Source organism: Comamonadaceae bacterium M7527 (genome assembly GCA_021044545.1).
In the GTDB taxonomy this organism is placed as follows: domain Bacteria; phylum Pseudomonadota; class Gammaproteobacteria; order Burkholderiales; family Burkholderiaceae_C; genus RS62.
Genome location: CP087990.1, coordinates 1,352,493 through 1,373,616, shown reverse-complemented (window position 1 = coordinate 1,373,616; position 21,124 = coordinate 1,352,493). Strand labels below are relative to the sequence as shown.

The following is a 21,124-nucleotide window of genomic DNA, read 5'->3' as shown; positions in this document are numbered from 1 at the left end:
ATCAAGAAAGTCTCACATTGATTACGCTGGCCCTGTCCAAAGGACGCATTTTTGACGAAACCCTGCCGCTGATTGAGGCCGCTGGTATTCGTGTGCTTGAAGACCCCAATACGTCGCGCAAGCTGATACTCTCAACCTCACGCAACGACGTACAGGTTGTGTTGGTGCGCGCCAGCGACGTGCCTACTTATGTGGCGAATGGCGGCGCTGATGTGGGCGTGGTGGGCTCTGACACGCTGATAGAGCACCAGTTTGAGACAGGCGGCAATGACTTGTACCAGCCCATAGATTTACGCATTGCCAAGTGCCGCTTGAGCGTGGCTGTGCGTGGCGACTTTGACTACGCCAGTGCGGTTAAGAAAGGCTCGCGGCTGCGGGTGGCCACCAAATACACCCACGCTGCACGCGAATTTTTCGCCCAAAAAGGCGTACACGTAGACCTCATCAAGTTGTATGGCTCCATGGAGTTGGCGCCACTGACTGGCTTGGCTGACGCCATCGTTGACTTGGTGTCAACGGGCAACACGCTCAAGGCCAACCACTTGGTAGAGGTTGAGCATATCGTGGATGTGAGTTCAAGGCTGGTGGTGAATCCGGCCAGCTTAAAGCTCAAGCGTGAAGCGCTACAACCCATTGTGAGCGCCATAGATGCAGCGGTTGGCGCTCGCCAAGCCACATAAATCCATAAGCACCAATACCCCAAAAGGACAGCCCTATTCATGGCCAACGTGTTGAACATACCGGTGGTGCGCACCACAGATAAAGACTTTGAGCAGCGCTTTAACCAGCGTTTGTCATGGTCGGGTGAGACAGATCAAGCCATTGAGTCTCGGGTGTCCGACATCATTGCCGATGTGCGCGCGCGAGGTGATCAGGCGGTACTGGACTTAACAGCCCAATTTGACGGCTTGCAGGCGGCCAGCTTGGCTGAACTTGAAATCAGCCAAGCCGATATGGTCAAGGCATTTGAGGACTTGCCCCGAGTACAGCGTGAGGCCTTGGTGGCAGCGGCTGCGCGTATCAAGCGCTACCACGAGGCACAAAAAACTGCCAACGGCGAGTCGTGGCAATACACAGACGAGCATGGCACTTTGTTGGGCCAAAAAGTCACGCCACTAGACCGCGTGGGTATTTATGTGCCTGGCGGAAAAGCCGCTTATCCGTCCAGTTTGCTGATGAATGCCATACCGGCTCACGTCGCGGGTGTGCAAGACATCGTGATGGTGGTGCCTACGCCCAAAGGCGAGCGCAACGCGCTGGTGTTGGCTGCTGCGCACGTGGCAGGTGTCACGCGTGCCTTCACCATTGGCGGCGCGCAGGCTGTCGCGGCATTGGCCTACGGCACGGCCACCATCGCCAAGGTCGACAAAATTACCGGCCCAGGCAACGCCTATGTGGCCAGCGCCAAGCGTCGTGTGTTTGGTCAGGTGGGCATTGACATGATTGCAGGCCCCAGCGAAATCCTGGTGCTGGCGGATGGCAGCACGCCACCAGAGTGGGTGGCCATGGACTTGTTTAGCCAGGCCGAGCACGACGAGTTGGCCCAAAGTGTGTTGCTAACGCCCGATGCAGACTACGCGCAAGCGGTGGTCAAAGCCATGGACGACTTGCTACCCGGTCAGTCCAGAGCCGCGATCATAGAGCGCTCTATCAACGACCGCGGTTTGGTGGTTGTGACAGCCAGTATGGAAGAAGCCTGCGCGCTCAGCAACCGCATTGCGCCTGAGCACTTGGAAGTAGCCAGTGACCAGCCTCACCGCTGGGAGCCATTGCTCAAGCATGCGGGCGCTATTTTCTTGGGCGGCTTTACCAGCGAGTCTTTGGGTGACTACTGCGCCGGCCCCAATCACGTGTTGCCAACCTCAGGCACGGCGCGTTTTAGCTCGCCATTGGGTGTGTACGACTTTCAAAAACGCAGCAGCTTAATCGAGGTAAGCCATGAAGGCGCGCAACACCTGGGCCATATCGCCCAGACCTTGGCGCTGGGCGAGGGTTTGCAAGCCCACGCAGACTCTGCCGCTATGCGTATGACAGGCAGCAAGCTATGAGCGATCAATCCAATAGCCGCTTGGAGCAGGGCTTGCGTGTGTTGCGAGACGATGTGAAAAGCATGCATGCCTACGCGGTACAAGACGCTACAGGCATGGTCAAGCTGGACGCTATGGAGAACCCATATGTGTTGTCGCCGGACTTGCAGCAAGGGCTGGGTCAGCGTTTGGGTCAAGTCGCTGTAAACCGCTACCCTGCTGCGCGCATTGATGACTTGAAGGCAGCGCTGGCCGCATATGTAGACATGCCCCCAGGCATGGCCTTGATGTTGGGCAACGGCTCTGATGAGCTGATCGGTTTGTTGGCTATGGCTTGTGTGGGTACACAGGCCACCATCTTGGCACCAGAGCCCGGTTTTGTGATGTATGGCTTAAGCGCCAAGCTGCAAGGCCTGGCCTATATAGCTGTGCCGCTAACCGTTGACTTTGAGTTGGACGTGCCAGCCATGGTGAGCGCCATGGCCTTGCACCAGCCTGCCGTGGTGTATCTGGCCAACCCCAACAACCCTACGGCTAACGCGTGGCGCGAGGCAGACCTGGATGCGGTCATAGACGCCGCCCCTGGCCTGGTTGTGGTGGACGAGGCCTATCAGCCATTTGCCAACAGCACCTGGCTAGACCGCATGCGCACACAGCCCAAGCGTTACGCCCATGTGGTGTTGATGCGTACCCTGTCCAAATTTGGTTTGGCAGGTATTCGTCTGGGCTATATGCTGGGCCAGGCCGAGTTGGTGGCGCAGCTGGACAAATTGCGTCCGCCATACAACGTGAGTGTGCTCAATGCCGAATGTGCACTGTTTGCTCTGGAGCATCAGGCGGTGTTTGCCCAGCAAGCCAGTGACATACGGGCCGAGCGCGAACGATTGCTGGCGCAGCTGGCCATGATGCCCGGTGTTGAGTCTTTCCCAAGCCAAGCCAATATGGTGCTGGTACGCGTGGATGATGCAGCCAAAACCTTTGCGGCGTTGAAGGCCGCGGGCGTGTTGGTCAAGAATGTTTCTACAATGCATGCATTGCTGCACAACTGCCTGCGTTTGACCGTGGGCACGCCTGCCGAAAACGACCAGCTCTTAAAAGCCTTGAAAGCCAGCGTATGAATGCCCCCCAAGCCACCACAGCCAACCGGGCTGCCGACCGTGTAGCCGAAGTCACGCGCAACACCAATGAGACCCAAATCACCGTACGCGTGAACCTGGACGGCACGGGTGAGGCCAGCCTGAATACCGGTATTGGCTTTTTTGACCACATGCTGGACCAAATCGCCAGACACGGCTTGATTGACCTGACATTCAGGCCAAAGGTGACTTGCACATTGATGGTCACCACACCGTTGAAGACGTGGGCATCACGCTGGGCCAAGCCGTTGCCAAAGCCATTGGTGACAAACGCGGTTTGGTGCGCTACGGCCACTCTTACGTGCCACTGGACGAGGCCTTGTCGCGTGTGGTGGTGGACTTTTCTGGCCGCCCAGGCTTGCACATGTTTGTGCCGTTTAAGAGCGGCATGGTTGGCGCGTTTGACACGCAGCTGGCTTTCGAGTTTTTCCAAGGCTTTTCCAACCATGCTGGCGTGACCTTGCACATTGACAACTTGCGCGGCGAGAACGCCCATCACCAGGCCGAGACGGTGTTCAAGGCATTTGCCCGCGCTTTGCGCGTGGCGCTTAGCGTTGACGTGCGTGCGGCAGACGTGGTGCCGTCTACCAAAGGCAGCCTGTAACTTTATTAGGCGCTCCCGTGGCTGATTCAAACTTGTCGCCGACGACGGCTTATGTGGCTGTGGTGGACTATGGCATGGGCAATCTTCGCTCGGTAGCCACTGCTGTTCAAGTCGCGGCCAGGGACACTGGTCTGGAGGTGCGCGTGACAGCCAGTCCGCAAGAAGTGTTGGATGCCCAGCGCGTGGTACTGCCCGGCCAAGGCGCAATCGCTGACTGTATGGCTGAGCTAGACCGCAGTGGCTTGCGCGCCGCCGTGTTGCACGCTGCCGCCAACAAGCCTTTGTTTGGCGTTTGTGTGGGCATGCAAATGCTGTTGGATCACAGCCAGGAGGGTGACACCAAAGGCCTGGGCCTGATCGCTGGCGACGTTAAACGCTTTGCCTTGGAGGATCAGCTGCAAAGCGATGGTTCGCGTTTTAAAGTGCCGCAAATGGGGTGGAACCAGGTGCGTCACGTCAACGCGCAAGGCCGCTCCCATGCCTTGTTTGCTGGCATCGATAACCTGGCCTATTTTTACTTTGTGCACAGTTTTTACGCCAAGCCTGAAGACAGCGCCCATTGCGCGGCCAGTGCGCACTATGGCGACTGGTTTTGTGCTGCCGTCGCGCGCGACAATTTATTTGCCACACAGTTTCATCCTGAAAAAAGTTCCGATCAAGGTTTGACCTTGTACAGAAACTTTTTACACTGGAAGCCTTGATCTCCACGCGGTGTGCCGCAAGCGCACCAACTTTCTCTAAACCCTTGTTGCCTCGCTCTAAAAAGCCATGTTGTTAATTCCTGCAATCGATTTGAAAGACGGTCAATGTGTTCGCCTCAAGCAAGGTGACATGGACCAATCCACGGTGTTTGGCGAAGACCCTGCTGCCGTGGCGCGCTCTTGGGTGGACAAAGGCGCGCGCCGCGTGCATCTGGTGGACTTAAACGGCGCGTTTGCAGGCCAGCCCAAAAATGAGCTGGCTATCAAGCGCATATTGGCCGAGGTGGGCGATGAGGTCGACGTGCAGCTGGGCGGTGGCATTCGTGATCTAGACACCATAGAACGCTACCTGGACGCGGGTTTGGCATTTGTCATCATCGGTACGGCGGCGGTTAAAAACCCAGGCTTTTTGCAAGACGCTTGCAGTGCCTTCCCTGGCCACATCATCGTGGGTTTGGACGCCAAAGACGGCAAGGTAGCCACAGACGGCTGGAGCAAACTCACAGGCCACGAGGTGGTGGATTTGGGGAAAAAATACCAAGACTATGGTGTTGAAGGCATCATCTACACAGACATTGGCCGCGACGGCATGCTCACGGGCATCAACATTGACGCCACGGTCAAACTGGCGCAAGCCCTCACCATTCCTGTTATTGCCTCAGGTGGATTGTCCAACCTGGAAGATATTCGCGCACTGTGCGCCGTAGAAGAAGAGGGCGTGGAAGGCGTGATTTGCGGGCGCTCCATCTACAGTGGTGATCTGGACTTCGAGGCTGCGCAAGACTTGGCCGACGAGCTTAACGGTTAATTCAAAGCATGCTCGCCAAGCGCATCATCCCGTGCATGGACGTGACCAATGGCCGTGTGGTCAAAGGCGTCAACTTTGTAGAGTTGCGTGACGCTGGCGACCCGGTTGAAATAGCCGCACGTTACAACGCGCAGGGCGCAGACGAGTTGACATTTTTAGATATCACGGCCACCAGCGATGGACGTGACCTCACACTACACATGATTGAGGCGGTGGCCGCGCAGGTGTTTATTCCGCTGACCGTGGGCGGTGGTGTGCGCACGGTTGATGACGTGCGCCGCTTGCTCAATGCGGGTGCTGATAAAACCAGTTTCAACTCGGCCGCGATTGCCAATCCGCAAATCATCAATGACGTGAGCGCCAAATACGGCTCACAGTGCATTGTGGTGGCTATAGATGCCAAACGCCGCACTGGTGAAGACCTTTTACAACGCGGCCAAGGCTGGGACGTATACAGCCACGGTGGGCGCAAAAATACTGGGCTTGATGCCCTCGCCTGGGCGCAGCAAATGACGGCAGCAGGCGCAGGCGAGTTGCTGCTGACCAGCATGGACAAAGACGGCACGCGCAGCGGCTTTGACCTGGAGCTCACTCGCACCATCAGTGATGCCGTGCATGTGCCTGTCATTGCCTCTGGCGGTGTCGGGCATTTGGAGCACTTGGCAGACGGCATTGCGTTAGGCCACGCTGATGCCGTGCTGGCGGCCAGCATTTTTCACTTTGGCGACCACACTGTGGGCGAGGCCAAGGCCTTGATGGCCAAGCGCGGCATACCGGTTCGAATGTGATGGCGAGTCGCCAGGGTGAGCTGGTACTCGGGTGATCTTGAGTAAGATCAGCGTTATGAATTGGTTAGACAGTATCAAATGGGACGCGCAGGGCTTGGTGCCTGTGATCGCGCAAGAGCAGGGCAGTGGTGACGTGCTGATGTTTGCGTGGATGAACCGCGAGGCATTGGCGAAGACCGCTGAGCTCAAGCGTGCGGTGTACTTCAGCCGCTCGCGCAACAAGCTGTGGTTCAAGGGTGAAGAGTCCGGCCATGTGCAAACCGTGCACAACATCCGCCTGGATTGCGACGCCGACGTGGTGTTGCTTAGTGTGACGCAATTGGGGCATGAGCCTGGCATTGCCTGCCACACCGGCCGTCACAGCTGCTTTTACCAGGAACTCATGGCCAGCGAGGCTGGACAGTCCCAGTGGGTGGCGAATGCGCCCGTGCTCAAAGACCCAGACAGCATTTACAAATAGTCAGCTAGAGTAAGACAGCCCAATGACCACAGATTTCACACAAGACGACACCCTGCACCGATTGGCGCAGGTGATTGAGTCGCGCAAGCCAGCCAACGGTGGTGATGCCAGCACCAGCTATGTGGCCAGGCTGTTGGCTCAAGCGCCAGACTCGTTTTTGAAAAAATTGGCGAAGAAGCCACCGAAACCGTCATGGCGGCCAAAGACGCGCAGGCCTCACCCAGCGCGCAGACCAAGTCCTTGCTGGTGGGTGAGGTGGCTGACTTGTGGTTTCACAGCATGGTGGCGTTGGCCCACTTTGATTTGCAGCCCGCTGATGTGCTGGCAGAGCTGGCCAGGCGCGAGGGCCTGAGCGGTTTAGAGGAAAAAGCGCTTAGAAAAGCGCAAGCCAGAGATGCCCAAAGCCTGGAGGACAAGCATGGCAGCTGATTTTTCTCAAGACCAGCAGCGCCTGCAAAGCTTGAACACCATTGGCACTGTCAGCTATGTGTTGCATCTCATTGTGGCGGTGGGCGCATTGGTACCTGGCGGGCAGTGGGGGCCTTTGCTGCTGCTGGTGGCCTTGGTGATGGACATGTACAAGCGCCCACACGCGCGTGGCACGTGGCACGAATCGCATTTTTCGTGGCGGCTGCGCTCGGTGTTGTGGGCGGGTTTTGCTTACCTTGTGACCTTGCCGTTGTGGCTTCTGTTGATTGGGCCGGGCTGGCTGGCTTGGCTGGTGATATCGGTTTGGTTTCTGATTCGAATTGTGCGCGGCTTTATCAATTTAAACGCCGGTAAACCCATGGAGACAGTGCTTGATGCATGATGAAAACTGCTTGTTCTGCAAAATTGCCGCAGGAAAGATACCCAGCAAGAAAGTCTACGAAGACGACGATATTTACGCATTTCACGACATAGCGCCGTGGGCGCCTGTACATTTTTTGATCATCCCCAAAGCGCACATTGCCTCAATGGCCCAGCTCACTGACGAGCACGCGGCACTGATGGGAAAAATCATGACTTTGGCGCCCAGGCTGGCTTTAGAGCAGGGTTGCGAGCCTTACCCAGCCGGTGGTTTCAGGGTGGTGGTCAACACAGGCGAGCATGGTACGCAAGAGGTGCACCATTTGCATGTCCACGTGATGGGCGGCCCAAGGCCGTGGAGCAAGGGCTAGTGTAGAGAAGTTGGGGCAAGTCAGTGGCAGTCTTTTTGCCCTTTGCCTCAAGCGGGTCTCACCTTAGCCTTAGAATGACGCGCTGGGGCTTATGTCCGCAGCGGCAGCGCAGTTTATTGTTGAGCGTATCGAATTTCCTAGGAGTTGGTCATGGGTGCTTTTTCTATTTGGCATTGGTTAATTGTTCTGTTGATTGTTGTGATGGTGTTTGGCACCAAGAAGCTCAAAAACATTGGTTCAGACTTGGGTGGTGCGGTTAAAGGCTTCAAAGACGGCATGAAGGAAGGCGGCACGCCTGCCGACGACGCAGACGCGCCCGCTCAGGTCACGCAGTCGGCTCAAGCCAAAGCCGATGCTGGCGAGACCATTGATGTTCAGGCCAAGTCCAAGCCAAACGCTTGATCTGGTGTGATTGATTTAGGCATTTCCAAGCTCGCGCTGATTGGCGTGGTGGCCTTGGTTGTCATTGGTCCGGAAAAGCTGCCCAAAGTCGCTCGCACCGTGGGTGCCTTGTTGGGCAAGGCGCAACGCTATGTGTCTGACGTGAAAGCCGAGGTCAATCGCAGCATGGAACTTGAAGAGCTGCGAAAGATGAAAGAGGGCTTTGAGACGTCCATGAGCGATGCCCAAAAGGCCGTTGAAGACAGCAGCAAGAGTTTTGAAGACGACTGGAATGAGGCCACAGGCCAAACACCCCAGTCGCTAGACGTCAGCTCAGACGACTACAACCATATAGGCAAGCCCTACACCAGCAGCTACAACGCTTATGCCAAGCCTAAAAAGCGCTGGCGTGCCAAGCGCGCCGCAGTGCCGCAGTGGTACAAAGCGCGCAGCGGGCAGCGTAGCCACATACAGTCAGGTGCTGCGCGGGTGGCCAGATTTAGGCCTAGTATCAACCGCATTGCCCCCTAATACCCATGAGTAGCAACACACCAGAGCCGAACGAGATGGCCGGCACTGAGCAAACCTTTGTTCAGCATTTATTAGAGCTACGCAACAGGCTGATGTACGCTTTTGCGGGTTTGTTGGTGTGCATGGGTGCTTTGGCGTTGTGGCCAGGCCCAGCTACCTTGATTGACTGGATAGCCATACCCATTCAGACGCACATGCCCCCGGGTGCCAAGCTGATTGCTGTGGGGGTTTTTTCGCCCTTTTTCATACCTTTGAAGGTGTTGATGATGGCGGCATTTTTGCTGTGCCTGCCATGGATCATGTACCAAGTATGGGCCTTTATTGCACCTGGCCTATATAGCCACGAAAAGCGCTTTGCCATACCGCTGATCATGTTTGGCAGCTTGCTGGCCTACGGTGGCATTGCCTTTGTACAGCTGCTGGTACTGGACAAAATGTTTGGCTTTATCCAAGCTTTTGCGCCGCCCAGTGTGGCAGCCACGCCAGATGTAGCCTCTTATGTGGAAGCTATCTTGTCGCTGTATCTCGCGTTTGGCTTGGCATTTCAAGTGCCCATTGTGGTGATGCTGTTGGTGCGTTTTAGCATCGTCACCGTGGAGCAGCTCAAGACGTTCAGAGGCTACTTTGTAGTCTTGGCTTTTGTTATTGCCGCTTTGGTGACACCACCAGATGTGATTTCGCAGTTGTCGCTGGCCGTGCCCATGTGCATTTTGTACGAATGCGGCATATTAGGCGCCGCTGGTTTGCTCGCGCCAGCAAAGCGCCCGAAAATGCAGATGAGTCTGAGAGCAAAGACCAGTAAAAAATGCCCAAGCCTTGGCGGGCGCATCGCTTAGTTCAACGTGGTGCTGCGCCGTGTGTGGGGTGAGGTCTTTCCTCTGGAGAAATGGCCAACTCGGTACTCACACCGTTGCGCCATACACCCAGCGTGGCGGGCTCACCAGGGGTGAGTGCGGCTACTTGCGCCAAAAGGTCTGCAATACTGGTGACAGCCTGCGTGTTGACAGCCACGATCACGTCACCTGGACGCAAGCCTGCTGCAGCTGCCGGACCTCGTTGAAGCACCCCGGCGACCAACACGCCGGCTGTTTGCTCAAGCCCAAAGCTGGCAGCCAGCTCGGCGTTGAGGGTTTGCGGCTCTATACCTATCCAGCCGCGTGTGACCCTGCCGTTTTTGACAATGCTGTTTAAAACACTGTTGGCCACCGATATGGGTATAGCAAAACCAATACCCAGAGCCACCAGAGCGAGAGTAAATGGCGGTATTGATGCCCACCAGTTGGCCTTGGGTGTTCACCAGTGCGCCACCAGAGTTGCCGGGGTTGATGGCGGCATCTGTTTGGATGAAATTCTCAAATGTGTTGATGCCCAAGTGGCTGCGACCCAAGGCGCTGACAATACCGCTGGTGACGGTTTGTCCCACACCAAAAGGGTTGCCAATGGCCAGCAAAGTGTCGCCAACAAACAATGCATCAGAATCGCCCAGGGCAATAACAGGCACGTTGTCCAGCGATATTTGCAACACGGCCAAGTCTGTGTCGGGGTCTGTGCCCAGTACAGTTGCGCTGGTGCTGCGCCCGTCTGGCAAAGTCACCTGTATGTCATCAGCGCCCGCCACCACATGGTTGTTGGTCAAAATCAAGCCGCTGCTGCTCACTATGACGCCAGAACCCACGTTGTTGTGATCGGGTGCTTGTCTGCTGGTGTCGTCGTCAAAGAAGAACTTGAACCATGGGTCAAGCCCTTGCAGCTCGTCTTGGGCGCTGTTGACGGTTTGCAGGCTCACCACGGCGGGGGAGGCCACTTGTGCGGCATGGCGCAGCGAGTGGTGACCAACTGGTGTGGCGGGTAAAGAGGTTAGCCACTGCGGCTTTAGCGTGATGACTACAAAATACAAAGCCAACACCACGGTGACAGTTTGCGACAATAGCAACCAGAATCGTTTCATAACGCTATTGTCCATGCCTTTGGACTACAGTCATATTGCAAGTTGCGCCCCATAGCGAGGAACCCTGACTTTGACCGCATTCATTAAATCGCCCGCCACCGTTGACCGCAGTGTCCTGTCGGCCCAGTTGGACAGCTGGCTACAGCCACATGGATTCAAGGACTATGGCCCCAACGGTTTACAAGTGGAGGGTGCAGATCAGGTGAGTCACATTGTGAGCGGCGTGACAGCCAGTCTGGCCTTGATTGAGCGCGCAGTCGACGAAGGTGCGCAAGGGGTCTTTGTGCATCATGGTTTGTTTTGGCGCGGCCAAAGCGGTACGGTGACAGGCTGGATGCGCAAACGCCTGGGCCTGTTGATGGCGCACAACATCAACTTATGGGCTTATCACCTGCCGTTGGACGCGCATGAAAGCCTAGGCAACAATGCCCAGCTGGGTCGCGTGCTGGGCTTGACGGTTGATATGCGAGACGGCAAAGCAGCACGGTTTGGAGAGCAGGGTTTGGGCTGGTTAGGCCGCAGTAGCCACACAACCCTTGGAGAGCTTGCACAAGCCGTGGAAGCTGCGTTGGGCAAGGCGCCCATGGTCATTGGTGACGCCAGCATGCCTGCGCAGCGTGTGGCGTGGTGTACAGGTGGTGCGCAAGGTTATTTTGAGCAGGCCATTGATGCCGGCGCCCAGGTGTACATCACAGGTGAGTTGTCGGAGCCGCAGGCGCACTATGCGCGCGAGTGCGGCGTGGCCTACCTGGCATGCGGCCACCACGCTACTGAGCGCTATGGGGCACAGGCTGTGGGACAAGCGTTGGCCAACAGCTTGGGTGTGCGCCATACCTTTATTGACATAGACAACCCCGCTTAACCATGCAACCCACATTACCCAAGCCCATGGCGCTCACCATGGGCGACCCCTCAGGTATTGGCCCCGAGATTGTGGTGAAGGCTTTGTACGCTTGGGCCGACCGGTCAGCAACACCTTGCTGGGTGGCCGGCAATGCTGGTGCCATAGAGCAAGCCACGCTGGACTACTGCGCGCGCAGTCAACAAGCCGCCAAGCAGTTGTTTGCGGTGTCAACGCCAGCGTTGGCCAACCAACAGCTGGCAGCAACGCCTGAGGCCATTGTGGTGGTTGACGACGGTCTGGACTTGAGCCGACTCGCGTATGGTGAAGTCAGCGAGCAGGCAGGGGCGGCGGCGGCGGCGGCTATCACTTGCGCTGCCAATGCTTGTTTGCAAGGCTATGCCAGCGCCATGGTGACCGCGCCTATTCACAAGCTGTCTATTGCCAAGGCGGGTGTGACGCATCCAGGGCACACAGAGTTGCTACAAGATTTGGCGGCACGCCACACTGGTGTGCCGTTGCAAGACTTGCCTGTGCGCATGTTGCTGGTCAACCCACACATACAAACAGTGTTGCTCAGTATTCATGTGCCATTGCGCCAAGCCTTGGAGCAGGTCACGCAGGCCAACTTGCTGCAAACCCTGTTGCTAACGCAGCAGTGGGTGACGCCACGTAACAAGCCGACGCACCAGGCTGATGCGGGCTTGCTGCGCATTGCCGTAGCAGGCGTTAACCCGCATGCAGGCGAGGGTGGACGCTTTGGCCGAGAAGAAATAGACAACATGATGCCCGCCATTGAGCAGGCCAGAGCACAGGGCCTAACTGTGAGCGACCCGCTGCCGCCCGACACGGTTTACATGCGCGCGAAAGCTGGTGAGTTTGACGTGGTGGTTGCGGCTTATCACGATCAAGGCCTGATTCCCTTGAAGTACCTGGGGGTGGCCGATGGCGTGAATGTCACCCTGGGTTTGCCGTTCATCAGAAGCAGTCCAGACCACGGCACAGCGTTCGATATTGCCGGCACAGGCGTGGCCGATGCGTCTAGCTTGCTACAGGCCATGCAATGGGCCGAGCTGGCAGCAGTGCGCCAGCTCACGTTGCAGTAGCGCCTGATTTTTGCTGGCTGCAGTGCTTGGACGTGTCGTGTGCACGCCTTTCCCTGCAAATGAATAGTTTGGATTTAATAATTACTGGCTCCACAGGGCTTGAAAACAAGCCTTGGTGTCCAGTACAATGCAGGGTTGTCCCTAGGGTAATTGCCCTCCGATAAGTCCCCTCATCGAAAGAGTCTCATGAGCGAAGCAACCGTTGATAACGGCCGTCGTAGCTGGCTGATCACCTCGTGCGCTATGGGCGGCGCTGGTGCCGCCGCTGTGGCCGTACCTTTTGTGAGCACATTCAGCCCGTCTGAACGTGCAAAAGCCGCTGGTGCATCCGTTGAAGTTGATATTTCCAAACTCGCACCCGGCGAGAAGGTCACTGTCGAATGGCGTGGCAAGCCTGTTTGGGTGTTGCGTCGCACGCCTGAAATGTTGGCTACCCTCGAGCAAGACGAGCCCAACCTGGCTGACCCTGAGTCAGACCGTACGGCCTACCCCATTCCGCCCTACGCCAAGAACCGCCACCGGTCTATCAAGCCTGAGTATTTTGTCGGTATTGGTATTTGCCCGCACCTGGGCTGTTCACCGGTAGACAAGCTGCAAGTGGGCGCACAACCGTCGCTGCCAGATGACTGGCCGGGTGGCTTCTTGTGCCCGTGCCACGGTTCCACGTTTGACGTTGCCGGCCGCGTATTCAAGAACAAGCCTTCTCCAGACAACTTGCCTGTGCCTCCCCACATGTATTTGTCGGAAACGACCTTGTTGATCGGCGAAGATCAGGAAAACGCCTAACAATAAGGCTTCTTGATCGACACCATCTGCGCTATGTCGCGCACCTGCTTTTGAGGCATCATACAAATGGCTGAATTCAAAGAAATCGCGGCGGACGCACCTCCGGCGCAAAAAATGCTGAACTGGGTAGACAACCGCTTCCCACTGTCCAAACTCTACAACGAGCATTTGGCTGAGTACTACGCGCCCAAAAACTTCAACTTCTGGTACTTTTTTGGTTCATTGGCCTTGTTGGTGCTGGTGATTCAAATCGTCACCGGCATCTTTCTGGTCATGCACTACAAGCCTGATGCGGCCCTGGCTTTTGCATCCGTTGAGTACATCATGCGCGACGTGCCGTGGGGCTGGCTGATTCGCTACATGCACTCTACAGGGGCCTCAGCCTTCTTTGTGGTGGTGTATTTGCACATGTTCCGCGGTTTGCTGTACGGCAGCTACCGCAAGCCACGCGAGCTGGTCTGGATTTTTGGCTGTGCCATCTTCTTGTGTCTGATGGCCGAGGCTTTCATGGGCTACTTGCTGCCATGGGGCCAGATGAGCTACTGGGGTGCGCAAGTGATTGTCAACTTGTTTGCCGCCGTACCTTTTGTTGGCGAGGACTTGGCCTTGTTGATTCGTGGTGACTTTGTGGTGGGTGACGCGACACTGAACCGCTTCTTCGCTTTCCACGTGATTGCTGTGCCACTGGTGCTGTTGGGTTTGGTTGTGGCGCACATCATTGCGTTGCACGAAGTGGGCTCTAACAACCCAGACGGCGTCGAGATCAAAAAACACAAGGACGAGAACGGTATTCCGCTGGACGGCATTCCTTTCCACCCTTACTACACCGTGCACGACGTATTGGGCGTATCGGTGTTCCTGATGGTTTTTTCTGCCATCGTGTTTTTCGCGCCTGAGCTTGGTGGCTACTTCTTGGAGTACAACAACTTCATTCCAGCGGACCCACTCAAGACGCCTGTGCACATTGCGCCAGTGTGGTACTTCACACCGTTCTACTCCATGTTGCGCGCTATCACCACAGAGATGATGTACGTGCTGATGGGCTTGACAGCCTTGGGTGCTGTCTTGGCGGCGCTCAAGTTGCAGCTCAGCAGCAAAGCCAAGGTAGGCGTGCTGGTGGCCGCATTGCTGGGCATAGCGGCCATGGCCGTGACAGACGCCAAGTTCTGGGGCGTTGTGGTGATGGGTGGCGCGGTTGTCATTTTGTTCTTCCTGCCTTGGTTGGACCATAGCCCCGTCAAGTCCATGCGCTACCGTCCTGACTGGCACAAAGTGGTGTACGGCGTGTTCGTGATCAACTTCTTTGTGTTGGGTTACTTGGGTATTCAAGCACCGTCACCTGTATACGAGCGTATTTCACAACTGGGCACGTTGCTGTATTTCGGCTTCTTCTTGCTGATGCCCTGGTGGAGTCGTTTGGGCAGCTTCAAGGAAGTGCCTGACCGTGTTGTGTTTGTAGCTCACTGAGTTGTTGTGGAGATGAATAAGATGTTGAAAAAAATCCTTCTCGCAGCAGCTTTGTGCGCGTCCTTGGTTGGTGTGGCAAATGCCGCTACTGGCGGTCTTGCTTGGGACAAAGCGCCCAAGCGCACCAATGACATAGCCGCCTTGCAGCGTGGTGCACAGCTGTTCACCAACTATTGTTTGAACTGCCACTCGGCAGCATTCATGCGCTACAACCGCATGACAGACATTGGCCTGACCGACAGCCAGATCAAAGAAAACCTGAACTTTATCACCGACAAATCTGGTGATTTGATGAAGGCCACCATCAACCCTATTGAAGCCAGGGCCTGGTTTGGTGCAACGCCTCCAGACCTGTCCGTGATTGCGCGTTCACGTGCCGGTGCTAACGGCTCTGGTGCTGATTACATCTACACATTTTTGCGTGGCTACTACCGTGATAACACCAAGGTAACCGGCTGGAACAACGCGGTCTTTCCGGCTGTGGCCATGCCCAACCCACTGTGGCAGCTGCAAGGCGAGCAAGTCATGCTGTCCAAAGCGGTTGAGTCGCACGGTGTGACAACGCAGGCATTCAACGGCTTTGAGCAAGTTTCAGCTGGCACCATGAGCCCTGCAGAATTTGACAATGCCGTCGGTGATTTGGTAGCGTACCTGCAGTGGATGGGCGAGCCCGCTCAAAACACGCGTGTTCGTATTGGTGTGTGGGTGTTGTTGTTCTTGAGCTTGTTCACTATCGTGGCGTGGCGCTTGAATGCGGCATTCTGGAAAGACATCAAGTAAATTTCGTTGGGGCCTCAAAGGCCCAACACATGACACAGTGGCGTTAGCACCTCTGCGGTGCGGCCACTGTTTTTCGTTTAGGAGACTTCTATCATGATGGTTTTGTACTCGGGCACGACCTGCCCCTTCTCACATCGCTGCCGTTTTGTGCTGTTTGAAAAAGGCATGGATTTTGAAATCCGCGATGTGGACTTGTACAACAAGCCAGAAGACATTGCGGTGATGAACCCCTACGGCCAGGTACCTATCCTGGTTGAGCGCGATTTGATTTTGTACGAGTCCAACATCATCAACGAGTACATTGACGAGCGTTTCCCGCATCCCCAGTTGATGCCAGGTGACCCAGTTGACCGTGCCCGCGTGCGTTTGTTCTTGCTCAACTTTGAAAAAGAGTTGTTTACACATGTAGCCGTTTTGGAAGCGCGTAACAACAAGGGCAACGAGAAGGCGCTGGACAAAGCCCGCAGCCACATGCGTGACCGCTTGACGCAATTGGCCCCCGTGTTCCTGAAAAATAAGTTCATGTTGGGTGACAACTTTTCCATGCTGGATGTATCCATCGCACCGCTGTTGTGGCGCCTGGACATGTATGGCATTGAGCTGAGCAAAAACGCAGCACCCTTGCTCAAGTATGCCGAGCGTATTTTTTCACGCCCTGCCTACATTGAAGCGCTCACACCGTCTGAAAAGGTCATGCGCAAGTAAGTCGCTGGCACAGCCAATATGAAAGTTATGGACTTCAACGATATCCCGTCAACCAAGCCCTATTTGTTGCGCGCCATTCATGAGTGGTGTTCGGACAATGGCTACACGCCTTACATGGCGGTGTCGGTTGATCACACCGTTGAAGTGCCAATGGCTTTTGTGAACGACGGGCAAATTGTGTTGAACGTCAGCTATGGCGCCACACAAGACTTGCAAATGGCCAACGACATGGTCAGCTTCAAAGGCCGCTTCAGCGGCAAGGTGCAAGATATTTTTGTACCTGTTGGCCGGGTGTTGGCTATTTACGCGCGCGAAAATGGCCAGGGCATGGCGTTTCCGGCGACTGATTCGTCAGCGCCAACCGCAGATGTTGCAAAAAACTTACAGTCTGCTGCGCCTAAACAAACGGGCAAAGGTCCTTCTTTGGTATCTGTTAACCCAGCTGCTGCCACTGAAAATGTCACAAATAGTTCACCTGACGATGATTTTTCTCCCAAACCACCAACCGGTGGCGGTGTAGGTCTTCGCAGAGTGAAGTAGAATCTCCACTTCGCCGAATTAGCTCAGTTGGTAGAGCAACCGCCTTGTAAGCGGTAGGTCGTCTGTTCGAGTCAGACATTCGGCACCATTTAAGCCGTTGGGCGTGCTATTTTGATACGCACCTCGACATCAACTTGTTCCTTTTGGCGCAAGGCCTGATTCAAGCTCGGTAGCAATTGCCTGAGCTTGGCGGCAACAGCAGGTGAGTTGACCAGCAGCGTCCACTGCCCCTCATCAGCACTGCCGGCCCGCAGGCTCGGCCTTAATGTCACCGGAACCAGTTGTTGAACCGTCTCTAGTCGGCTTTGAGACAGGCGCACTTTGCCCAGCAGCGCATGCAGTGTCTCGGAGCTTTCCATTGCTTGTGCAATGGGTATGGCGTTGGGGATGGATGGTTTCAAGGTGGTGCTTTATGAAGCGCTGCCCACAAGGAGCTTGTTGGTATGCACGTGATTATCACTGACACGCGTTTTCGCTCAACCCGCACGTTTGAGCTGGGCGTCAAAGGGTTTTGTGCCATAGCAACAGTGGTCGTGGTCTTGGCCGTCTCTGGCGCCATGGCTGCCTACCACGCCTTGCTCAAGGCTGGTACACGCAACAACTGGCCAATTGTGGGTCAAATCCTGCCTCAGGTTGCCAGCCAGGATATGGAGGCGCAAAACCGCTACCTGCGCGAGAACCTGGATGTGATGGCGACCCGCCTGGGCGAGTTGCAAGCCCGTATGGTGCAGCTGGATGCACTTGGCGAGCGCGTGGCCGAACTTGCGGGCATGGACGTTGAAGTCGTCAAGCCCCAGCCTGGTGCTGGCGGGGCCCTGGTATCCGAGCGCTCATTGTCGGTTCAAGACTTTAGCCAAGCATTGTCAGCACTGCAATCCGAAGCCAACAATGGCGAAGACTTGCTCACAGTGCTGGAGTCCAGGCTGCTGGATCAGCAGCTGGAGCGGGCCATGATCCCTACAACAAAGCCCGTCAAGGGCTTGATCACAGGCTCGCGCTTTGGCCGCCGTGTTGACCCCTTTACTGGTGCCAGCGCCATGCACACCGGCCTAGACTTCCCGGCCCTATTGGCACACCGATATATGCCGCTGCTGGCGGTGTCGTCGTAACGGCCTTGCGCCACGCTGACTACGGCAACATGATAGAAATTGACCACGGCAACCAGGTGGTCACGCGTTATGCACACACCAGCAAAATGCTGGTCAAGGTGGGTGACCTGATCAAGCGCGGCCAGAAAATTGGCCTCATAGGCTCAACGGGTCGATCAACGGGTCCGCACCTGCACTTTGAGGTCTGGGTGTCAGGCCGCTACAAAGACCCAGCCAAGTTCTTGGCCATGGGCCGCGACAGCCCCAAGCTGGCATCAAGTCGCTGAGAACCGGCACTTGCCGCTCCACCAAGCCATCCCGGGTTTCAGGGGTGGCGCGCCGGTTAAACTCTACGCTTTAAGCAAAGGCCGCATTCAACCCGAATGTGGCCATTTCGCTGTGCAAGAACATTCAAACCCGTATTTTTATACGCCAGGGCGCGATATGGCAGCCTGGCGTGACACAGACATTTATGGCCTACAACTTTCTCACAAAATTATTTGGTAGTCGCAACGACCGCCTGCTGCGCACCTACCGCAAGACAGTGGCCACCGTTAACGCCCTTGAGCCTGAGTACGAGGCGCTAAGCGACCATGCGCTGCGCGGAAAAACAGATGAGTTGCGCGCCCAACTGGCCGCAGGAAAAACGCTGGACGACATACTGCCTCACGCTTTCGCCACGGTGCGCGAGGCCAGCAAGCGTGTGATGAAGATGCGTCACTTTGATGTGCAAATTGTCGGTGGCCTGGCTTTGCACAACGGCAAGATTGCCGAGATGCGAACGGGCGAAGGCAAGACGCTGACCGCAACCCTGGCCGTGTACCTCAATGCGCTGGCTGATAAGGGCGTGCATGTGGTGACTGTCAACGACTACCTCGCCGAGCGCGATGCGGCATGGATGGGCCGTTTGTACAACTACTTGGGTTTAACCGTGGGCGTGAACTTGCCTGCATTAGACCGCGCTGGCAAGCAAGCCGCTTACCGTGCTGACATCACATACGGCACCAACAACGAATTTGGCTTTGACTACCTGCGCGACAACATGGTCTACGACGCGGCTGACCGCGTCGCGCGTGACTTGCACTACGCCATCATCGACGAAGTGGATTCCATCCTGATTGACGAGGCGCGCACACCGCTGATCATCAGTGGCCAAGCCGACGATCACACCGCCGTATACAAGGCCATCAATGCGTTGATTCCTCAGCTGGTCATGCAAGTGGGTGAGGCAGACCCTCGCACTGGTGAGGGTGTTGTCACGCCTGGCGACTTTACGGTCGATGAAAAATCGCATCAGGTGCATTTGACCGAAGCTGGTCACGAGCACGCTGAAGCGCTGTTGGTGAGTGCCAACCTGCTGCCCGAAGGCGCATCGTTGTACGACCCTTCAAATATTGCGTTGATGCACCATGTCAACGCTGCGCTTCGTGCCAACAACTTGTACCACCGTGACCAGCACTATGTGGTGCAAGACGGCGAAGTGGTCATTGTTGACGAGTTCACCGGTCGCCTGATGTCTGGGCGTCGTTGGAGCGATGGCTTGCACCAGGCCGTGGAGGCCAAAGAGGGCGTGACCATACAGGCTGAGAACCAAACACTGGCGTCGATTACCTTCCAAAACTACTTCCGCTTGTACGGCAAGCTGTCTGGCATGACCGGTACGGCAGATACCGAGGCCTACGAATTCCAAAGTATTTACGGCCTTGAGACTGTGGTGATTCCGCCCAACAGAATCAATCGCCGGGACGACCAGCTTGACCGTGTTTACAAAACCACGGCCGAAAAATACAAGGCTGCCATTGACGACATACGCAGCTGCTATGAGCGCGGACAACCCGTTTTGGTGGGCACCTCGTCTATTGAAAATTCAGAGGTGATAGCGCAACTACTGACTGAGGCCAAGTTGCCCCATGAGGTGCTAAATGCCAAGCAGCATGCACGCGAGGCTGACATCATTGCGCAAGCCGGTACCAAAAAGCCATCACCATTGCCACCAACATGGCCGGTCGCGGTACCGACATTGTGTTGGGCGGCAACCTTGAAAAGCAGCTAAGCGCCATTGAAGCCAATGCCAACCTCAGTGAAGCAGACAAGGCAGCCGCTGCAGCCAAAGCGCGCGAAGCGTGGCAAATAGAGCACGATGCTGTGAAGGCACTGGGTGGCTTGCGCATCATTGCAACCGAGCGCCATGAGTCACGACGCATTGACAACCAGCTGCGTGGCCGATCAGGCCGACAGGGTGACCCTGGCTCATCACGTTTTTACCTAAGCCTTGACGACCCCTTGATGCGTATTTTTGCGGGTGACCGCGTGCGCGCCATCATGGACAGGCTCAAGATGCCAGAGGGCGAGGCCATTGAAGCGGGCATGGTGACGCGCAGCATTGAGTCTGCACAGCGCAAAGTAGAAGCGCGCAACTTTGATGTGCGCAAGCAACTGCTTGAATACGACGACGTTGCCAACGATCAGCGTAAAGTGATTTACCAGCAGCGCAACGACGTGCTGGATGCCCCGTCTTTGCGCGAGCAAATCACCGCTTTGCGTGAGGGCTGTCTAAGCGACCTGGTTCACCAGTACGTGCCATTTGAAAGCGTTGAAGAACAGTGGGAGTTGTCCAAGCTCCAAGCTGTCCTGAAAGACGACTGGCAAATCGAGTTGGACCTGGTTGACATCGTCTCCAAGGCCGAGTCAATTGAAGACAGCGATATTGTGGCGCTGGTGCTGGACGCGGCCAAGCAAAACTGTGACGCCAAAATAGAGCGCGTAGGCGAAGAAAACTTCACTCAGTTTGAGCGCATGGTGTTGCTACAAAACCTGGACAGCCATTGGCGCGAGCACTTGAGCGCCCTGGATTACTTGCGCCAAGGTATTCACTTGCGCGGGTATGCGCAAAAGCAGCCCAAGCAAGAGTACAAGCGCGAGGCCTTTGAGCTGTTTGGCCTGATGCTGGACAGCGTGCGCAACGAGGTCTCAAAGATACTTGTGAACGTGCGTGTGACTGAGCCCGAGCGTGTAGAAGAGGCGGCTGCCGCCATGGAGGCCAGGGGTGAAAACTTGGGCGCAGTCCAATACACAGCACCAACCGCCACAGGCGAGCCAGAGGTGTTTGACAACAATGGGTTGGCTTCAGGTATTGGGCCGCGTGCAGATGAGGTGCCACGTGTGGGCCGCAACGAGCCATGCCCATGCGGCAGTGGTAAAAAATACAAGCACTGCCACGGCGCCTTGGTATAAAACATCAACAACACCGCGCGGGTTCGGCCCGCG

General features: G+C 56.1%; 21 protein-coding genes, 1 tRNA gene and 5 pseudogenes. 25 read left to right on the top strand and 2 right to left on the bottom strand.

The genetic code is table 11. The features are described from left to right. The first annotated feature begins 17 nt into the window (after positions 1-17). The 14 genes and pseudogenes from hisG (at position 18) to tatC (ending at position 9,398) form a co-directional block, all read left to right on the top strand. Complete coding sequence (gene hisG / locus LN050_06750) at positions 18-680, top strand: ATP phosphoribosyltransferase (GenBank protein ID UFS55540.1); 663 nt, start codon at positions 18-20, stop codon at positions 678-680. Positions 681-719: 39 nt separating this feature from the next. Continuing rightward, entirely contained in the window at positions 720-2,048 is a 1,329-nt protein-coding gene (gene hisD, locus LN050_06745; GenBank protein ID UFS55539.1) for a histidinol dehydrogenase, read from the top strand. Beyond that, positions 2,045-3,145 (top strand): histidinol-phosphate transaminase, encoded by a 1,101-nt coding sequence (gene hisC / locus LN050_06740; GenBank protein UFS55538.1) that lies wholly within the window; start codon positions 2,045-2,047, stop codon positions 3,143-3,145. The genes hisD and hisC overlap by 4 nt, the downstream gene beginning before the upstream one ends. Then, positions 3,142-3,767 (top strand): annotated as a pseudogene (gene hisB, locus LN050_06735) (imidazoleglycerol-phosphate dehydratase HisB). The gene hisC and the pseudogene hisB overlap by 4 nt, the downstream one beginning before the upstream one ends. Positions 3,768-3,841: 74 nt before the next feature. Further along, positions 3,842-4,468: an imidazole glycerol phosphate synthase subunit HisH gene (hisH, locus tag LN050_06730; protein UFS57349.1), complete on the top strand. Its 627-nt coding sequence runs from the start codon at positions 3,842-3,844 to the stop codon at positions 4,466-4,468. Between the two features lie 67 nt (positions 4,469-4,535). Then, positions 4,536-5,276: a 1-(5-phosphoribosyl)-5-[(5-phosphoribosylamino)methylideneamino]imidazole-4-carboxamide isomerase gene (gene hisA, locus LN050_06725; GenBank protein UFS55537.1), complete on the top strand. Its 741-nt coding sequence runs from the start codon at positions 4,536-4,538 to the stop codon at positions 5,274-5,276. A gap of 8 nt (positions 5,277-5,284) precedes the next feature. Further along, positions 5,285-6,064 (top strand): imidazole glycerol phosphate synthase subunit HisF, encoded by a 780-nt coding sequence (gene hisF, locus LN050_06720; GenBank protein UFS55536.1) that lies wholly within the window; start codon positions 5,285-5,287, stop codon positions 6,062-6,064. A 46-nt stretch (positions 6,065-6,110) separates the two neighbouring features. Then, positions 6,111-6,524: a phosphoribosyl-AMP cyclohydrolase gene (gene hisI / locus LN050_06715; protein ID UFS57348.1), complete on the top strand. Its 414-nt coding sequence runs from the start codon at positions 6,111-6,113 to the stop codon at positions 6,522-6,524. A gap of 22 nt (positions 6,525-6,546) precedes the next feature. Beyond that, positions 6,547-6,953 (top strand): annotated as a pseudogene (locus LN050_06710) (phosphoribosyl-ATP diphosphatase). Further along, a complete protein-coding gene (locus tag LN050_06705; protein ID UFS55535.1) occupies positions 6,943-7,335 on the top strand; it encodes a hypothetical protein in 393 nt (130 codons plus the stop codon). The pseudogene LN050_06710 and the gene LN050_06705 overlap by 11 nt, the downstream one beginning before the upstream one ends. Next, a complete protein-coding gene (locus LN050_06700; GenBank protein ID UFS55534.1) occupies positions 7,328-7,684 on the top strand; it encodes a histidine triad nucleotide-binding protein in 357 nt (118 codons plus the stop codon). The genes LN050_06705 and LN050_06700 overlap by 8 nt, the downstream gene beginning before the upstream one ends. Positions 7,685-7,834: 150 nt before the next feature. After that, positions 7,835-8,086 carry a Sec-independent protein translocase subunit TatA gene (gene tatA, locus LN050_06695; protein UFS55533.1) on the top strand — a complete coding sequence of 84 codons (252 nt, stop codon included), beginning with the start codon at positions 7,835-7,837 and terminating at the stop codon, positions 8,084-8,086. A 6-nt stretch (positions 8,087-8,092) separates the two neighbouring features. Next, positions 8,093-8,596 (top strand): Sec-independent protein translocase protein TatB, encoded by a 504-nt coding sequence (gene tatB, locus LN050_06690; protein UFS55532.1) that lies wholly within the window; start codon positions 8,093-8,095, stop codon positions 8,594-8,596. 5 nt (positions 8,597-8,601) lie between these two features. Further along, a pseudogene (gene tatC, locus LN050_06685) lies at positions 8,602-9,398 on the top strand (twin-arginine translocase subunit TatC). A gap of 35 nt (positions 9,399-9,433) precedes the next feature. Here tatC and LN050_06680 read toward each other — a convergent pair. After that, a pseudogene (locus LN050_06680) lies at positions 9,434-10,544 on the bottom strand (trypsin-like peptidase domain-containing protein). A 115-nt stretch (positions 10,545-10,659) separates the two neighbouring features. Between LN050_06680 and LN050_06675 the strand changes: the two are divergent. From LN050_06675 to LN050_06640, 8 genes are all read left to right on the top strand, one after another. After that, positions 10,660-11,406: a Nif3-like dinuclear metal center hexameric protein gene (locus tag LN050_06675; GenBank protein ID UFS57347.1), complete on the top strand. Its 747-nt coding sequence runs from the start codon at positions 10,660-10,662 to the stop codon at positions 11,404-11,406. A gap of 2 nt (positions 11,407-11,408) precedes the next feature. Further along, positions 11,409-12,491 (top strand): 4-hydroxythreonine-4-phosphate dehydrogenase PdxA, encoded by a 1,083-nt coding sequence (pdxA, locus tag LN050_06670; GenBank protein ID UFS55531.1) that lies wholly within the window; start codon positions 11,409-11,411, stop codon positions 12,489-12,491. Positions 12,492-12,677: 186 nt separating this feature from the next. Next, a complete protein-coding gene (gene petA, locus LN050_06665; GenBank protein ID UFS55530.1) occupies positions 12,678-13,277 on the top strand; it encodes a ubiquinol-cytochrome c reductase iron-sulfur subunit in 600 nt (199 codons plus the stop codon). 66 nt (positions 13,278-13,343) lie between these two features. Then, positions 13,344-14,744, top strand: coding sequence for a cytochrome bc complex cytochrome b subunit (locus tag LN050_06660; GenBank protein UFS55529.1), 1,401 nt, complete (start codon positions 13,344-13,346; stop codon positions 14,742-14,744). 21 nt (positions 14,745-14,765) lie between these two features. After that, entirely contained in the window at positions 14,766-15,524 is a 759-nt protein-coding gene (locus LN050_06655) for a cytochrome c1 (protein UFS55528.1), read from the top strand. Positions 15,525-15,617: 93 nt separating this feature from the next. Further along, the gene (locus tag LN050_06650; protein UFS55527.1) at positions 15,618-16,229 is read left to right on the top strand and encodes a glutathione S-transferase N-terminal domain-containing protein; all 612 of its coding nucleotides are present in this window, start codon (positions 15,618-15,620) and stop codon (positions 16,227-16,229) included. Positions 16,230-16,247: 18 nt separating this feature from the next. Next, positions 16,248-16,769, top strand: a complete 522-nt coding sequence (locus LN050_06645; protein UFS55526.1) for a ClpXP protease specificity-enhancing factor — start codon at positions 16,248-16,250, stop codon at positions 16,767-16,769. Positions 16,770-16,781: 12 nt separating this feature from the next. Next, a tRNA-Thr gene (locus tag LN050_06640) sits at positions 16,782-16,857 on the top strand. 1 nt (position 16,858) lies between these two features. On the opposite strand, the gene LN050_06635 is transcribed toward LN050_06640, so the two are convergent. Further along, on the bottom strand, positions 16,859-17,170 hold the full coding sequence (locus LN050_06635; protein ID UFS55525.1) for a DciA family protein: 312 nt from the start codon (positions 17,168-17,170) through the stop codon (positions 16,859-16,861). 42 nt (positions 17,171-17,212) lie between these two features. Here LN050_06635 and LN050_06630 point away from each other — a divergent pair, with 42 nt between their 5' ends. The 3 genes and pseudogenes from LN050_06630 (at position 17,213) to secA (ending at position 21,091) form a co-directional block, all read left to right on the top strand. Further along, a complete protein-coding gene (locus LN050_06630; protein ID UFS55524.1) occupies positions 17,213-17,878 on the top strand; it encodes a hypothetical protein in 666 nt (221 codons plus the stop codon). 5 nt (positions 17,879-17,883) lie between these two features. Beyond that, positions 17,884-18,144 carry a M23 family metallopeptidase gene (locus LN050_06625; protein ID UFS55523.1) on the top strand — a complete coding sequence of 87 codons (261 nt, stop codon included), beginning with the start codon at positions 17,884-17,886 and terminating at the stop codon, positions 18,142-18,144. A gap of 185 nt (positions 18,145-18,329) precedes the next feature. Continuing rightward, positions 18,330-21,091 (top strand): annotated as a pseudogene (secA, locus tag LN050_06620) (preprotein translocase subunit SecA). Positions 21,092-21,124 lie beyond the last annotated feature (33 nt).

What these genes read in the sequence shown, in the direction of transcription:
- hisD (UFS55539.1), top strand. Translation starts at nt 720, where the DNA reads ATGGCCAACGTGTTGAACATACCGGTGGTGCGCACCACAGATAAAGAC.
- hisC (UFS55538.1), top strand. Translation starts at nt 2,045, where the DNA reads ATGAGCGATCAATCCAATAGCCGCTTGGAGCAGGGCTTGCGTGTGTTG.
- hisH (UFS57349.1), top strand. Translation starts at nt 3,842, where the DNA reads ATGGGCAATCTTCGCTCGGTAGCCACTGCTGTTCAAGTCGCGGCCAGG.
- hisA (UFS55537.1), top strand. Translation starts at nt 4,536, where the DNA reads ATGTTGTTAATTCCTGCAATCGATTTGAAAGACGGTCAATGTGTTCGC.
- hisF (UFS55536.1), top strand. Translation starts at nt 5,285, where the DNA reads ATGCTCGCCAAGCGCATCATCCCGTGCATGGACGTGACCAATGGCCGT.
- LN050_06705 (UFS55535.1), top strand. Translation starts at nt 6,943, where the DNA reads ATGGCAGCTGATTTTTCTCAAGACCAGCAGCGCCTGCAAAGCTTGAAC.
- LN050_06700 (UFS55534.1), top strand. Translation starts at nt 7,328, where the DNA reads ATGCATGATGAAAACTGCTTGTTCTGCAAAATTGCCGCAGGAAAGATA.
- tatA (UFS55533.1), top strand. Translation starts at nt 7,835, where the DNA reads ATGGGTGCTTTTTCTATTTGGCATTGGTTAATTGTTCTGTTGATTGTT.
- pdxA (UFS55531.1), top strand. Translation starts at nt 11,409, where the DNA reads ATGCAACCCACATTACCCAAGCCCATGGCGCTCACCATGGGCGACCCC.
- petA (UFS55530.1), top strand. Translation starts at nt 12,678, where the DNA reads ATGAGCGAAGCAACCGTTGATAACGGCCGTCGTAGCTGGCTGATCACC.
- LN050_06660 (UFS55529.1), top strand. Translation starts at nt 13,344, where the DNA reads ATGGCTGAATTCAAAGAAATCGCGGCGGACGCACCTCCGGCGCAAAAA.
- LN050_06655 (UFS55528.1), top strand. Translation starts at nt 14,766, where the DNA reads ATGTTGAAAAAAATCCTTCTCGCAGCAGCTTTGTGCGCGTCCTTGGTT.
- LN050_06650 (UFS55527.1), top strand. Translation starts at nt 15,618, where the DNA reads ATGATGGTTTTGTACTCGGGCACGACCTGCCCCTTCTCACATCGCTGC.
- LN050_06645 (UFS55526.1), top strand. Translation starts at nt 16,248, where the DNA reads ATGAAAGTTATGGACTTCAACGATATCCCGTCAACCAAGCCCTATTTG.
- LN050_06630 (UFS55524.1), top strand. Translation starts at nt 17,213, where the DNA reads ATGCACGTGATTATCACTGACACGCGTTTTCGCTCAACCCGCACGTTT.